Source organism: Paenirhizobium naphthalenivorans, assembly GCF_007992095.1.
Taxonomy (GTDB): Bacteria; Pseudomonadota; Alphaproteobacteria; order Rhizobiales; family Rhizobiaceae; genus Allorhizobium; species Allorhizobium naphthalenivorans.
Genome location: NZ_BJZP01000025.1, coordinates 21,988 through 37,267, shown reverse-complemented (window position 1 = coordinate 37,267; position 15,280 = coordinate 21,988). Strand labels below are relative to the sequence as shown.

Genomic DNA, 15,280 nt, shown 5'->3' with positions numbered 1-15,280 from the left:
ATGGAGAAACTCGTGACCGAACGCGAGCGAATGAGGTCGGTTGCGACGGAGCCGTTGCGGATCGGATTTCTCGTAGGACCAAACCCCGGATTCGAGAACTGGGAGCTCCGCATCTTCGACCGTGTCATGGCGGCTCCCGGCCTTTCGCTGGTAAGTTTCCTGGTCCATCCCCGACCATTCAGGCGCCAGCCGATTTCTCCCCTGTTCGGACCGCTCGCGCGGCTGGAACAGGCGGTACTGGCGCGCGAGCCGGTCTATGTGCCCACGACCTTTTCCATGAATAACCAGCGTCACGAACGATTGCCGCCGGCTGTCGATTTCGATGGCTGCGATGCCAAGCGGGCGGTTCGGCTGGTGTCGGATCTCGGCCTCGACCTGGTTGTCCGCATGACCGCCGTCGGCCTGCCCGACGAGGTCGTTCGGGCGCTTCCGTTCGGGGAGTGGAGCTTTTCCTTCTCCGACGAGCGCAGCGATACCGACGATTGGCACGGCTATGACAGCGTACTGCGTCGCGCGCCTTCCAGCCTTCTGTGCCTTTATGTGAGACATGGCGCCGATCCTGAGACCCAATGCCTGGCGTCGTCGTCCTTCAACACCAAGTTCAGCGCCGCGCGCAATGCCGGTTTCACCAAGGAACGCGCGGTGACGCTCGTCATGCGGGAGCTCACCCGCGTCGCGGATACCGGGAATCTAGGCACCGTCACGGCCGCGCCCAAGACGGACGATGCCGCCACGCCGCCTTCCACCGGAGACCTGCTGCGCTATGCCGGTGCGCTGTCCGGCCAGCTCCTCTATCGCGCCGGCAAGGCATTGCACACGAAGGTGGGCGGCGCATCGGCGGTCTGGACACTGTGCACCGGCCACGGAAACATTGAGGATTTCGATCCCCGGCAATCCGTTGAAATCGCGCCGGACCGGGATGAAATTCGCGCCGACCCGTTCATGCTGCATCACGATGGCCAGTGCTACCTCTTCTACGAGGCCTATGCGAAGCGGGATACCAAGGCCCATATCGCGGTCGCGCGAATGAATGGCGACAGGCTGGAGAGGTTGGGCGTCGCGCTAGAGCGCGACTACCATCTTTCCTATCCTTTCGTCTTTCGTCATGGACAGGACCTTTTCATGATGCCGGAGACCAATCAGGCGCGCCGGCTGGAAATCTGGTGTTGCGTGGAGTTTCCACTGAAGTGGGAACTCCACGCAACAGCGCTCCACGGCCTCTCTCCCGCCGACAGCGTATTGACGCGCTATCGGGATCGGTGGTGGCTCTTCACCAATCTGTCTGACTTCCACGCCTACGAGGATCATTGCAGCGAGTTGCATGTTTTCGAGGTCGATGGCCCGGGCCTGTCACGGGTCGTTCCGCACAAGCGCAATCCCGTCGTTCTCGACAGCACGACGGCCCGCAACGCGGGGCGGATGTTTCAGCGCGACGGGCGTCTCTATCGCCCCTCGCAGCGCAATGAATACGGCGTTTACGGCTATGGATTGAACGTCATGCTCGTCGAGCAGCTCGATCGGGAGAATTATCGCGAGCGATGCGTCAGAACCATCGTCCCCGATTTCAAGCCGAAGCTGGTCGCGTGTCATCATTTTGATGCAGCGGGAGACCGCTATATCCTGGACGCGCGGCTGCGCAACTGAGGCTCTCGCGCGGTACGTCGTCGCCCGACCAGCGGTGATAACGCAGCTGTACGGGAACACCACCGGTCAAGGCGACCAACGCACCCTGGAAGCCGACGGGCGTCTTGATGTTGAAAAGTCTCCAGCGGCCGCTCCGCGACGCTTCGCCGTCGAGGCGTCCGAGATCGAGAGTCGCCTTTGCCCCGACCGACACGTCGAAGGCGTCCAGCGCGATTGTCAGACCGTCCCCATGCGCCTTCACGAAGGCCTCCTTGCGGGTCCAGCACCGATAGAAGGCGTTCAGATAACCGCTTCGTGGCAAGCGATCGAGCGAGGCGCATTCGCGAGTGGAGAAGAAATATCCCGCGATGTCCTCCTTGAGGGGTTTCGCCTCCTCGATGTCGATGCCGAGCGGAAAACGGTCGGAGATCGCCAGCATCGCCAGTGCGCCACTGTGACTGAGGTTGAAGTGCCGGAGCGCCATGTCGCACGGCGCGAGGCGCGGTTTGCCAAAGTCGTTGTAGAGGAAAGCCAGTTCGGCGGGCGCAATCCCGAGGCGGCTGCCGAGAATTACGCGCAACCCGGCCCTCGCAACGATATAGCGCCCGGCGTCGCGCGCCATGACGAAACGGGAAGCCCGGGCGGTCTCGTCGGGGGCAAGCAGCGCGGCGAAATTCGCGACCACGGCCGGAGGCCTGTCCAGATCCCACGTCCAGAGATCGATCGCCACCGCCGATGTCGATGCGCGCCCCGTCATCGATCAGGTCCCGTAATCCGGCGTCGCGACATAGACCGGGGCAGGGACGTTGCGGTGCCGCCCCATCCTGCGGGCGAGAAACGTCATCACCGGAAGCGGATAGTTTTCACCGAGGCTGATGCGGCATGTGCGCTTCAGGATCTCGAGGGAGCGCGCACAAACGTCCTGTGAATAGTCCATGGGACGGCTGGCCCAGACGAACGGGTCCATCCGGGGATGGGCGGCTCGCTGCTGCAATATGGGTTGCCAGAAGCTGTAGACATGCCTGCTCGAGTCATGAACCCGATGGACGCCGCGCGGGTTCTCGGACGCGAACGCCTGCGCGTCCTTCTCGGTATCGAAGATCACGTGAAGACCGATGGCGTTGGGCCGGTCGTTGTGTGGCCCCACGCGCGGGCCCCTGGCGGCGGTAAGGATCGCAGCCATCGCGTCATAGCGCCGGCGCATGCGCGCGATCATTGGGTCGAGTTTGCCGAGCTGGACGTTGAGCATCGCGCCCTGGATCTGGCTGGCCTTCAGGTTGACGCCGCAGAAGGGAGGCTCGTTGGCATTGTCGAGATGGCCGCGAAACACCGAACCGATGTCGTGATACATCCGGGCACGCGCGAACAGGCGGTCGTCATTGGTGACGATCGCGCCGCCTTCGCCTATGCTGATGTTTTTGAACTGATTGAAGCTGAAGGCGCCCGCGTCGCCGATCGTCCCGACGCGTCGACCCTTGTAGCTCGCGCCGACCGCCTGGCAGGCATCCTCGACCACGACGAGGCCGTGCCGGCGGGCGATGCCCATGATGCTGTCCATGTCGCAGACCATGTTGGCCATGTGCACGGGTATGATCGCGCGCGTGCGCGGCGTGATCTTGCGCTCGATGTCGAGGGGATCGATGGTCAGGGTCTCGTCGATATCGACGAGGACGGGCACGGCGCCCGTGGCGAGAACCGCGCCGGCCGTCGCGATCCACGTATAGGCGGGCACCAGGACCTCGTCCGAAGGGCCGATGCCGGCAGAGACCAGCGCCGCGATCAGCGCGGCGGTTCCATTGCAGACCGCGAGTGTGTGGCGCACACCGAAGGACGTGGAAAAATCTGCTTCGAATCGCGCCAGAGGTCCGCCTTCTCCGCCGCCGTAGCGCGACAGCCTGCCGGATGCGATGACGGGGGCAATCGCCAGCCATTCCCTCAAGCCGACCCGCGCCATGATCTGTTCTCCATTCGAGCGAGCATTTGCCAAACCGGTATTTGCAGGATGCGGATCGAGCCTAGACGCTCACGGCCAAGCATTCAAAACGGACATCCGGCTGAGCGGGGAGCCGATCCGCTGATGGCGCCCCCTACGGAAGCGGTATGCCGTGCGGGCGTCCTACCCCTATAGGATAGCGGGTGGTCGCGCGTGATCTCCGTCCGGCGCTGCGCCTTTGGTTCAAGCGATGATAGCCGAAGTCGCTAGGCTGGCGATGCCCGGTAAGCCTTGGCAAACAATCGGGAATTGCGCAGAAACGACGGTGATCGAAAACGGCGTCGACTTGCCGTCCGTGGCAGGGGGAAGCGGATTCGGAATGAAGATCGAGTATCTGGCCGACATTGAGGACAATTCGGTCATCGCGGTGGATCTTGTGATCGTCGGCGCGGGCCCCGCCGGCCTGACGGTTGCCGCGCAATGCGCGCGTTCCGGCAAGAGGGTCCTCGTCGTCGAAAGCGGGCTCGAATTCGAAAATTCCGAACATGCCGCGCTGAATGAGGTCGAGAATGCGGGCGAGCCGTGCTCGGACCAGCAGTTCCGCAAGCGCAGGGAGTTTCACGGTCCGCAAGCCGGTTTCTGGTCGCACGAGGTCCAGCCCTTCGGCGTGCGCTGTCGGGCTCTAGGGGGGTCGACGCATGCCTGGGCGGGAAAGTCGGCGCCGTTCGACGCGATGGACTTCCAATCACGCCCCTGGGTGCCCTATTCGGGCTGGCCGGTCGATCACCGTCGGATCGAGGCCTATGTCGAGCGTGCCATGGAGGTTCTGAACCTCTGTCCCGAGGCACCGCCCGGCCGTTTCGACAGGGAAGGTCTTCAGTCCTTCCATTGGCAATTCGCCCGCTCGCGGGTCGACCGGTTGGACGTCATGCGTTTCGGCCGAGAATTGCTGGCGCGAAGGCCGCGAAACACACGTGTTCTTCTTGACGCATCGGTGACGCATATCGGTCTCAGTCCCGACGGATCGCGTTTCTCCCATGTCGACGTGGCAAGCATCAAGGGCAAGCGGGCCAGGATCGAGGCCAGGATCTGCGTCGTGGCGGCGAGCGGCATCGAGAACGCCAGGCTCCTGCTGGCGTCCAATGACGTCCATGCGCGCGGAATAGGCAATCAGCACGATGTCGTTGGGCGGTATCTGATGGATCACGCGGCGACGCGGGTCGGGCGGTTTTCAAGCGGGCACATGGCGAACGTGGGCAGGTTTTTCGGCTTTTACGGCGTTTCTCACAAGGGACGCGGGCACATGTTCATGCACGGGCTGGCGCTGACACCGGAGATTCAGCGGCGCGAGGGGCTGTTGAATGCCGCGATCTATTTCGCCACGGAGCGGGCACCGGACGATCCCTGGGACGCGCTCAAGAAGCTGCTGCGCCGGCGCAGCACGGACCTGGGGCGAGACCTTCGCTCGGTCGTGGCCGGTTCGGGGCTGATCGCCCGGGGCGCCGGCATGAAGATCCTCTCGAGCGAGCGGACGCCCCGACTTGTCAAGGATCTCGTGGTTAACACCGCGATCCGGTTGTCACCGAACATGGTTGCCGACGAGTTCCAGAGCCGGGGCCTTCCCCACAAGCTGGCGGGCCTGCGGATCGAGGCAATCTGTGAACAGGCCCCGGACCCCGACAGCCGGATCAGCCTCGGTTCGCGCCGAGACAGGTTTGGCGTCCCGCTCGCCAGGGCCGATTGGCGCATCAATGGTGGCGAACGCCAGACGCTGTTGAGGATCGCGGAGCTCTCGGGCGCCGCCCTGGCGAGCGCCAACCTCCCCGTGCCCGTACTCGAGGACTGGGCGGTCGAGCGACGTCCGCAGGATATCGTCGTTATCGACATGGCGCATACGCTCGGCACGACGCGGATGTCGGCCAGCCCGAAGACGGGCGTGGTCGACGAAAACTGCAAGGTCCATGGCCTGCCCAACCTCTATATCGCCGGAGGTTCGGTCTTCCCCACGAGCGGCCATGCCAACCCGACGCTGATGATCCTGGCGTTCGCGATCAAGCTCGCCGATCATCTCGGCTCGCAACTAGAAGGGCTCTGACGGGTATTGTCACATTAACTTTGTCATGCCGGGAAAGGGGCTCTGATGGGCGTTGGTGCAGCGTTCAGCGACAGTTCATCATTCGGTCTTTGATGCACCGGCTTATTTGGTTGCTCCCGCTGAGGCTCGGCAACGAACGGAATTCGGGCGTCCACAGGCGAGCATTCGGTTAAGAATGGCCACACCGATCGCAACCTCTATCTGTTGAGCAAGGAATGAACGAGCACGCATACGCGGCCCGATGACGCCCTTGTATCGACCCATCGCTGTTTCAACCAAAGCCCGCTTGCCATAGCCAGTGCCGACCTGCCATTTCAGCCGGCCATCTGCCTGAATGGATGCTACGTGATCGTCTCTCTGGCAGGATGCCTGGGCGTTGGGCCTTTCAACCGCGTTCGAGCGCGGTGGAATGACAACCCTTGCGCCTTTGCTGTGACGAAGAACAGCGTCGTAGGTTGGAGTGCCATCATAAGCTCCATCGGCAGTGAACTGGCTGATCTCATCATCGATCTGATCCAGCAGCGGCTCCAGCTGTGAGGCATCACCTGTTTCCCGATCTGTCAGACAATGTGCAAGGATCTCGCCGCTGTCGGCATCAACGGCCAAGTGCAGTTTTCGCCAGCCACGCCGGGACTTTGTCCTATGCTTTTCTTCCAACCATTGGCCGGCGCCATAGATCTTCAGCCCGGTGCTGTCGATCAGAACATGAATGGGCCCACTCGCCACAGACTGTCGGTCGTTGCTTCTGGCCGATGGCTTCCAGGTTCTGGCCCGTCGGCTGAGTGTCGTGTGATCGGGCACTGGCAAATCCAGTCCCATCATACCAAGCACCGAACTCAGAAGCCCTTCACTCTGGCGCAACCGCAATCCGAATACCATGCCCAGCATCAGTGTGGTTTCGATCACCAGATCCGAATACAGAGGCTGGCCGCCACGCGTCTTGCGTAGTGGGCCAACCCAGCCGCTAAGCGCTTCCGGCGTTATCCAAAGGGTTAAACTGCCACGGCGGCGAAGGCCCGCCTCATACTCCTGCCAGTTCGCCACCTTGAACTTCATCTTGCCGATGTGGTGACGGCGGGCGATGCTGTGTTTGTGCGGCATCCGGGATCAATCAAGCTATTTTCGATACCGGCCACATAGATGAAAATCGTTGAAATTTGGTCCGTGCACCAATTCCAACGCAGTCGCCTCGGCCAAACCCAGGTGCATGATGCTCGTGAAGAACAAAATTGTCGCACCAATCCAGAGCGTCCCACGCAGGAGATGTGCAATGGGTCGATAGGATCGCAGCGCGCCGGTTCCGCCCATCTTCAACGCGATCAGGAATGTGAAGGGCAGGGCGATTACATTGCGTAAAAATAGGATCTGAAGCGGTGAATAGCCTGTGGTGAGGTTTTTCGCGATAGCGTCATTGACGCTGAGACACGCGACACCGGCGCACATCATCACTATGCCCGCTGCGCTGTACGTCTGTGATTCACTCGATGCTTTCTGCAACACTCTTCCCCAATGCTAGTATCGCCAGCCTAAGTATTTTGTGAGTAGTCATGCAAGGCCCCACTGTTCGCATTGCTGCGACTGGTCCTATGGGCCAAAGAGGTTTGCTCCCCGCCCCTTTCGACCGGTCGCCGCATTTTGACCAATTCCAGTGCGAGTTTGGCCGACACCCTCCGGGGACGTGTTCGGCAGCCGCTCGAACGCGACCGGCGGCAGCATCGCGTTTCTGACATGCTTTCGTCTTGAATTATAGAACATCTCGTCGCGCCTTGTCTTTTCAGCTACTTTCGCAGGAGCTTCAGTGCGGCTTGCGGTGCGGTTCAATACCTCTCCTGCGAACCTATGGAGCAGGCAATGGTTAATAGATTGCTCGCTCAAGAACACGACCTTCAAGGCGTTTCCTATTCCAAATCCTAGTCCCGTTTGAAGGCCGTTTATCCGATATTGTTGCCGAAGTTCGCATCGCGTTGTCCGAACAGGCCGACATAACAAGGAGTTCCATAATATATATTACATGATTTTTGTTATATTATTGAAAAATAACGTTAAAATTATATTCTCATATTGAGCAAAACGCTGTCTCGCCGTTCTTTGTAGGAGCCGCGGCAGCAACCGTTCACCGAAAGAACCGCGCCGGGACAGAGCAGCATCGAAAGCAGTCCGATCCCGCTTTTTGTGATGTCGCCCTGGACCAGGTCCGGATCTCCGTCGATCAACCCTTAAGGGGTCGGCTAGCAAGCTGCCGCCGCTCCGTCTTTGTCTCCGCGGTGATCGCGACCGTCCCTGTTCCCTTGAGGAGCCATCAGCGGGAATCGACCCGCTTCCGATGGAGCACCTGCACATGGCACACGATCTTTCCCTCGCTCAGTCTCACGCCTTTCACCTCTGCAACGACCTGATGGTCCCGATCACCCTGTTCAAATCCGGAGACGAATTCGGCGTCCTTCCGTCCGACGAAGACGATCTTGAGATCGTGCACGAATATTTCCCGCGCGGGTTTCATTGAGACCCGCCTGTCTCTGCCGCTGACGATCTGTCGGCCGCAAGGGAAGCTTCGCCGCAGCACCTTGCTGCAACTTTTGTCAGTTGCGTGCTGCGCCCTTGCCCCCTCCGCTCTTCGCGGCGGGATGAAGGTGGCCCGCACACTGCGGGAAGATGAAGGGACGGCCGCTGCGCGGCCGATGAACATATGAAACGAGAAGAGTTAGAAGCGCTACGCGCCAAGGTCAGTTGCGAGGTGGTGCTGGAGCAGGCCGGATACAAACTCGATGCGAAGGAGAGCACCCGCCGCGCCATCAAATACAGGCGTGACGGAGATATCGTCATTGTCACGCATGGCGGACGTGGCTGGTTCGATCCGCTCAGTGATGGGAAAGGCGATGTATTCGGGCTTGCCATGTTTCTTGACAAGGTCACTTTCCCGGTTGCTGCGGAGGAAGTGGCAACGCTGGTCGGTCTTCGACTTTCCCGCCCGGAATGGACGTCTCCGCGGTCGTCAGCGCCGGCGCGAGACATCGCTGAGCGTTGGCGAAGCCAGCGTACGCCATCGCCCGCCTCCGACACCTGGCGCTATTTATGTTGGGAGCGCTCAATCCCACCTGCCATCCTTCGGCTGGCGATCCGGGAGGGACTCCTGCGGGAAGGACCTTTTGGCAGCATGTGGGCGGCGCATGTCGATAGCAATGGCCGGGTGGTCGGTTGGGAAGAGCGCGGCCCCGAATGGCGGGGATTTTCCACTGGTGGCTCTAAAGTTCTGTTCCGGCTCGGCCCAGGCGATGCCAACCGCCTCTGTGTGACCGAGGCCGCGATCGACGCGATGAGCCTCGCAGCACTTGAGGGCCCGCGCGAGAAAACTCTCTATCTGAGCACCGGCGGCGGGTGGTCACCGGCGACGGATACGGTACTTGCTGCGCTGGCGGCTCGCTCTGTGATGAATCTCGTCGCCGCCACCGACGCCAACTCTCAAGGGGATGTCTATGCGGAGCGACTACGTGTTATCGCAGAGCGAGCCTGCTGCGACTGGCAACGTCTCCGGCCGCCCGCTGAAGACTGGAACGATGTCCTGCAAATCAGGGAAAGGAAGAAGCGGGAAAGGAAAACGGAGAAGAGGAGGCCTGCCGCATGCGCGTCGGCCGCATCAAGGGAGGCTTCGCCCGGCATGCGCCGGCCCTTGACCCGGCCGCACGCGGACGCAGCACCGCGGGAGGGGTCATGAAGGGCTGAAGAGGATAGCAAGGTCGAAACGACTTTGCAGGCTTCGGTCCCAGAACCCCGAAAGGACCAAGCTGATGACTTCGATATCCCTCCCTCGCAAAGTGTTTCAGGGTGTGGCCAAACGCGCTGACATGTTCCGCATGTTCGACCGCCACGCGAAGCGCCCAAGCCGTTTGACGGTGATCAGTCTGCCGTCTATGCCGGCGAATGGTTCGAGATCGACGAGACCTCCTACGCCTACATGCTCGACGTCCTGCCGCCGCTCTGGATGCGTGGGCTGACCTTTGCGATGCGCGAGTTCATGACAGGTTCCGTGACCTCGGTGTTCTACACCATCCGGATCGATGACGCCGTCCGCTTCTTTCACACCTACTGCAACCTCTCCGATGCGAATTCGGTTGAGGCAATGCGATCCGTGATCCTCGACCGCGAAACCAGACCCGTTCGAGTGATGAGCCGCGAAGAACGGCTCGAGCACATCTGGAGCACCACTGCCGACGACTATCGCGGCTATGCCGGTGAACGATGGCCCGCGGCAGATCGAGGCAAGCGCACCGTCATTCTCTATCGTCAGGGTGATGGCACGATCCTGAAACTGCTTGACGACCTCAGCGATGCGGAAATTTCCGCCAAGCTGCCGGTGCATCTGCGCCATCTCCCTGAAACCGTCGCGGTGTGAACCCACTTCCATTCAACCCTCCCAGCCCATCTTAACTGCCAGATGACCTCCGGCGGAACGATGGCGCTCGCTCTCATTTCAGATGGAGATTTCCATGAGTAATGATCCTTTTTCCCTCGATATGTTTGGCTCGAGTGCCCTGTCATCGGGGCTCGGCTTTGGTGTCACCGCCTTTGGCGGCTTCGCGGCGAACGATGATGACCCCGATCCCACACCGCCGGCGCCCGCTCCGGCAAGGGCTGCGATATCGCCCGCTCCACTCAAACCCGCCACCCGCAAACAGGGTGACCGCGCCAATTTCTATTTCGAGGAAGGCGAGGACCGTGGTCTTGCCGTATCGTGGCAGGAGCGCGCACGCCTGAATGTCGCGGCCATCCTGACGGCGACCGAGATCTAGCGGAATAATGTTCCGGTCACACGCGAGCAGCAGAAGCGACTGGCCCGCTTTACCGGCTTCGGTGCATCGGAGCTTGCGAATGGCATGTTTCGCCGTCCGGGCGCGGTCGATTTCCGGGACGGCTGGGATGAACTCGGTGCGTCACTCGAAACGGCCGTTTCCGACGCGGATTACGCCAGCCTGTCGCGATGCACCCAATATGCCTACTTCACCCCCGAGTTCATCATCCGGGCGATATGGGCCGGGTTGCGGCGCCTGGGTTGGCGGGGTGGCCGCGTGCTGGAGCCAGGCATCGGCACGGGCCTGTTTCCGGCACTGATGCCGGAAGCGTACCGGGAGAACAGTTATGTCACCGGCGTCGAACTCGATCCGGTGACAGCACGGATTGTCAGGCTTCTTCAGCCGAAGGCGCGGATTATCGAGGGCGACTTTGCCCGCACCGATCTAGGGCCGATCTACGATCTTGCTATCGGCAACCCACCCTTCTCGGATCGCACCGTGCGTTCCGATCGGCAATACCGGCCACTCGGCCTGCGCTTGCACGACTATTTCATTTCGCGTTCGATCGACCTGCTGAAGCCCGGCGCCTTCGCTGCATTTGTCACCAGTTCCGGCATGATGGACAAGGCCGATACCACGGCTCGCGAGCATATCGCCAAATCGGCCGATCTGATTGCCGCCATTCGCCTGCCTGAAGGCAGTTTCCGCCGGGATGCCGGTACAGATGTTGTCGTGGACCTCCTGTTCTTCCGCAAGCGCAAGGCCGGGGAACCGGAGGGCGACCAGATGTGGCTGGATGTGGATGAGGTACGCCCGGCCACCGAGGACGAGGGCACTATCCGCGTCAACAGATGGTTCGCCCGCCATCCGGATTTCGTGCTCGGCACCCACGCCCTGACGTCAGGCCCTTTTGGCGAAACCTATACATGCCGTCCGCGTCCCAGTGTCGATCTCGAGACAGCGCTGAACGCCGCCATCTCCCGTCTTCCGGAAGCTCTCTATGATTGTGAGCCGACCAGCATCGACATTGATCTGGAGAGCGAACTCGGCGAGATCGTCGATTTTCGCCCCGGCAGTTCGAAGGTTCGCGAAGGCAGCTTCTTCATCGATACCAGACGTGGTCTGATGCAGATGGTCGATGGTGCTCCCGTCGAAATCAAGGTCCGCAAGGGCGGTGGTGGTGACGGTGGAACAGGCGAATGCCTGCCGGAACAGCATATTCGCATTATCAAAAAACTGATCCCGGTCCGGGACGCCGTGCGCGCGGTGTTGAAGGCCCAGGAGCAGGCCCGGGACCAGGATTGCCCGTGGAAGGGTCTTCAGGTCAGGCTGCGCATCGCTTGGTCGGGCTTTGTGCGCGATTTCGGGCCAATCAACCATACAACGGTGTCGATCACCGAGAACGAAGAGACTGGCGAAGTCCGGGAAATTCATCGTCAGCCGAACCTTCAGCCCTTCCGAGATGATCCCGATTGCTGGCTGGTGGCCTCCATCGAGGATTATAATCTCGAAACCGATACCGCAAAACCCGGCCCGATCTTCTCCGAACGAGTGATTTCGCCACCCGCGCCGCCGGTCATTGCCAGCCCTGCCGATGCGCTGGCCGTCGTGCTCAACGAGCGCGGCCGCGTCGATATCGACCATATCGCGGAACTGCTGCATCGCGATGCCGATGCGGTGATCGCCGATCTGGGTGATGCCATCTTCCGCGATCCGGCAGATGGGTCATGGCAGGCCTCCGACGCCTATCTCTCCGGACCGGTTCGCACGAAGCTTGTTGTGGCGCAAGCAGCAGCAGACCTTGATCCTGCCTTTAGACGGAATGTTGAAGCCTTGAGGCAAGTCCAACCCGCCGATCTGCGCCCCTCCGATATCACCGCCCGGCTCGGCGCACCGTGGATCCCGGCAACCGATGTCGTGGCCTTCGTGAAGGAGACGATGGGCATAGATATCCGCATCCACCATATGGCGGAGCTCGGTTCCTGGACGGTCGAAGCCCGGCAGCTCGGATATTCGGCGGCCGGCACATCGGAATGGGGTACCAGCCGCCGCCATGCCGGTGAGTTGCTGGCCGATGCCCTGAACTCTCGCGTGCCGCAGATTTTCGACACCATCAAGGATGTCGGTGGCGAGCGAAGGGTGCTGAACGTCGTCGATACGGAGGCGGCGCGTGACAAACTGCAACGCATGAAGGAAGCGTTCCAGACATGGGTCTGGTCCGATCCCGATCGCACGGATCGGCTGGCGCGTGTCTACAACGACCGTTTCAACAATATCGCGCCGCGCAAGTTTGACGGCAGCCATCTTCAACTTCCGGGCGCCTCTGGCGCCTTTACGCTTTATGGACATCAGAAACGCGGCATCTGGAGGATTATCTCGTCCGGTTCCACCTATCTCGCCCACGCCGTCGGCGTCGGCAAGACGATGACCATGGCGGCCGCCATCATGGAGCAGAAGCGGCTCGGACTGATCGCCAAGGCGATGCTCGTCGTTCCCGGCCATTGCCTCGCGCAGGCGGCGCGCGAGTTTCTGGCACTCTATCCCTCGGCCAACATCCTGGTCGCCGACGAAACGAACTTCACCAAGGACAAGCGCGCCCGCTTCCTGAGCCGAGCCGCCACCGCCGTCTGGGACGCGATCATCATCACCCATTCGGCGTTCAGGTTCATCGGCGTGCCCTCATCCTTCGAACAGCAGATGATCCAGGACGAGTTGCAGCTTTATGAGGATCTTCTGCTCAAGGTCGATGATGAGGATCGCGTATCGCGCAAGCGGCTGGAACGGTTGAAGGAAGGTCTGCAGGAACGGCTCGAAGCGCTTTCCACTCGCAAGGATGATCTTCTGACCATCTCTGAGATCGGCGTGGACCAGATCGTTGTCGATGAGGCGCAGGAGTTCAGAAAACTATCCTTCGCGACCAATATGTCGACGCTGAAGGGCATCGACCCGAACGGCTCGCAAAAGGCTTGGGACCTCTATCTCAAAAGCCGTTACATCGAAACGAAAAATCCGCGCCGCGCGCTTGTGCTGGCATCAGGAACCCCGATCACCAACACACTCGGAGAAATGTTCTCCATCCAGCGCCTGCTCGGTCACGAGGCACTGCACGAGCGCGGTCTGCATGAGTTCGACGCATGGGCCTCGAACTTTGGTGACGAACGCACCGAACTGGAGCTTCAGCCCTCCGGCAAATACAAGCCGGTCAGCCGTTTTGCCTGCTTCGTCAACGTGCCTGAACTGATCGCCATGTTCCGCGCCTTCGCCGATGTGGTGATGCCGGAGGATTTGCGCCAGTATGTGAAGGTGCCGGATATCGCCACTGGCAAGCGTCAGATCCTGACGGCTGCCCCGACATCTGCGTTCAAGACCTACCAGCAGATTCTCGAAACCCGCATCAAGGCAATCGAACAGCGCGAGGGACCGGCGAAGATATCCTGCTTTCGGTCATCACCGACGGCCGTCATGCGGCGATCGACCTTCGTCTGGTCATGCCGGCCATGGATGACGAGCCGGAAAACAAGCTCAATCTGCTGGTTAGAAACGCACACCGGATCTGGAAAGAAACCTCCGGACTGACCTATCTTCGTCCGGACGGAAAGGTTTACGAGCTTCCGGGTGCGGCGCAGATGATCTTCTCCGATCTCGGCACCATCAATGTCGAGAAAACACGCGGCTTCTCGGCCTACCGCTGGATCCGCGGCGAGTTGATCCGCATGGGCGTCCCTGCCTCCGAAATCGCCTTCATGCAGGATTACAAGAAGACCGAAGCCAAGCAGCGCCTGTTCGGTGATGTCCGTTCTGGCAAAGTACGGTTCCTGATCGGTTCGTCGGAGACCATGGGCACCGGGGTTAATGCGCAACTGAGGCTGAAAGCCCTGCATCATCTCGATGTGCCGTGGTTGCCCTCGCAGATCGAACAGCGGGAAGGCCGTATCGTGCGTCAGGGCAACCAGCACGAAGAAGTCGATATCTTTGCCTATGCCACACAGGGCTCGCTTGATGCGACTATGTGGCAGCAGAACGAGCGCAAGGCCCGCTTTATTGCCGCAGCACTCAGTGGCGACACGTCGATCCGCCGGCTTGAGGATCTCAACGAAGGCCAGGTCAGCCAGTTCGCTATGGCAAAAGCCATTGCCAGTGGCGATGAGCGGCTGATGCAGAAAGCGGGACTGGAAGCCGATATCGCCCGGCTCGAACGCCTGCGTGTCGCCCATGAGGACGATCTCTTTGCCGTGCGACGCCAGTTGCACGACGCCGAGCGTGAGATCGCGACCGCCACGCGGCGCATCGCCGAAATCGGTCAGGATATCGAGCGGCTGATCCCGACAGCAGGCGATGCCTTCTCCATGGCCGTGAATGGCAAAGCATACACGGAGCGCAAGGATGCCGGTCGCGCCCTGATGAAGGAAATCCTCACCCTCGTTCAGCTTCGGCAGGAGGGCGAGGTCCACATCGCCAGCATCGGGGGCTTCGATCTTGTTTATGACGGCGAAACATTTGGACGCGGCGACAATTGCCATTACCAGACGCTGCTTCAGCGCGCCGGCGCGACCCAAGAGATCGAATTGCCGGTCACGCTGATGCCGCTTGGGGCCGTCTCCCGCCTCGAATATGCGCTTGATGGGTTCGAGGCGGAACGGCAGCGCTATCGCCAGAGGTTGGAAGAATATCGTTGCAGGCTCGCGTCCTATCAGTCGCGGCAGGCTGGCGAGTTCGGCTCTGCCGGCGAACTGGCCGACAAGCGCCAGAAACTGCGTGAGGTCGAGGAGGCGCTGGCAGTGTCGGCGCGCGAAGATGCCGATCGGGAGGAGATCGCGGCTTGATTCAATAACCGGCCGGTCG

The 15,280-nt window shown here is 61.0% G+C and carries 8 protein-coding genes and 3 pseudogenes; 5 read left to right on the top strand and 6 right to left on the bottom strand.

Annotated elements, in window-relative coordinates; translation table 11 throughout:
* Positions 1–1,644: a glucosamine inositolphosphorylceramide transferase family protein gene (locus RNA01_RS18975; RefSeq protein ID WP_147181737.1), complete on the top strand. Its 1,644-nt coding sequence runs from the start codon at positions 1–3 to the stop codon at positions 1,642–1,644.
* On the opposite strand, the gene RNA01_RS18970 is transcribed toward RNA01_RS18975, so the two are convergent.
* Positions 1,565–2,380 (bottom strand): 4'-phosphopantetheinyl transferase family protein, encoded by an 816-nt coding sequence (locus tag RNA01_RS18970; RefSeq protein WP_147181736.1) that lies wholly within the window; start codon positions 2,378–2,380, stop codon positions 1,565–1,567. The two genes, RNA01_RS18975 and RNA01_RS18970, sit on opposite strands and share 80 nt — an antisense overlap.
* 3 nt (positions 2,381–2,383) lie before the next feature.
* Positions 2,384–3,577: a DegT/DnrJ/EryC1/StrS family aminotransferase gene (locus RNA01_RS18965; RefSeq protein ID WP_147181735.1), complete on the bottom strand. Its 1,194-nt coding sequence runs from the start codon at positions 3,575–3,577 to the stop codon at positions 2,384–2,386.
* Positions 3,578–3,935: 358 nt separating this feature from the next.
* On the opposite strand from RNA01_RS18965, the gene RNA01_RS18960 reads away from it, so the two are divergent.
* Positions 3,936–5,651 carry a GMC oxidoreductase gene (locus RNA01_RS18960; RefSeq protein WP_147181734.1) on the top strand — a complete coding sequence of 572 codons (1,716 nt, stop codon included), beginning with the start codon at positions 3,936–3,938 and terminating at the stop codon, positions 5,649–5,651.
* A 102-nt stretch (positions 5,652–5,753) separates the two neighbouring features.
* On the opposite strand, the gene RNA01_RS18955 is transcribed toward RNA01_RS18960, so the two are convergent.
* The 4 genes and pseudogenes from RNA01_RS18955 to RNA01_RS23765 form a co-directional block, all read right to left on the bottom strand.
* On the bottom strand, positions 5,754–6,752 hold the full coding sequence (locus RNA01_RS18955; RefSeq protein WP_147181733.1) for an IS5 family transposase: 999 nt from the start codon (positions 6,750–6,752) through the stop codon (positions 5,754–5,756).
* Positions 6,753–6,767: 15 nt separating this feature from the next.
* Positions 6,768–7,148, bottom strand: a complete 381-nt coding sequence (locus RNA01_RS18950; RefSeq protein ID WP_210245776.1) for a DMT family transporter — start codon at positions 7,146–7,148, stop codon at positions 6,768–6,770.
* 165 nt (positions 7,149–7,313) lie between these two features.
* Positions 7,314–7,436: pseudogene (locus RNA01_RS24475) on the bottom strand (IS3 family transposase); the annotation flags it as partial.
* 514 nt (positions 7,437–7,950) lie between these two features.
* Positions 7,951–8,127 carry a hypothetical protein gene (locus tag RNA01_RS23765; RefSeq protein ID WP_170253544.1) on the bottom strand — a complete coding sequence of 59 codons (177 nt, stop codon included), beginning with the start codon at positions 8,125–8,127 and terminating at the stop codon, positions 7,951–7,953.
* 210 nt (positions 8,128–8,337) lie between these two features.
* Between RNA01_RS23765 and RNA01_RS18945 the strand changes: the two genes are divergently transcribed.
* From RNA01_RS18945 to RNA01_RS18935, 3 genes and pseudogenes are all read left to right on the top strand, one after another.
* Entirely contained in the window at positions 8,338–9,363 is a 1,026-nt protein-coding gene (locus RNA01_RS18945) for a DUF3991 and toprim domain-containing protein (protein WP_147181732.1), read from the top strand.
* 73 nt (positions 9,364–9,436) lie between these two features.
* Positions 9,437–10,041, top strand: a pseudogene (locus RNA01_RS18940) (DUF1419 domain-containing protein).
* A 94-nt stretch (positions 10,042–10,135) separates the two neighbouring features.
* Positions 10,136–15,261 (top strand): annotated as a pseudogene (locus tag RNA01_RS18935) (helicase-like domain-containing protein).
* Positions 15,262–15,280: the final 19 nt, after the last annotated feature.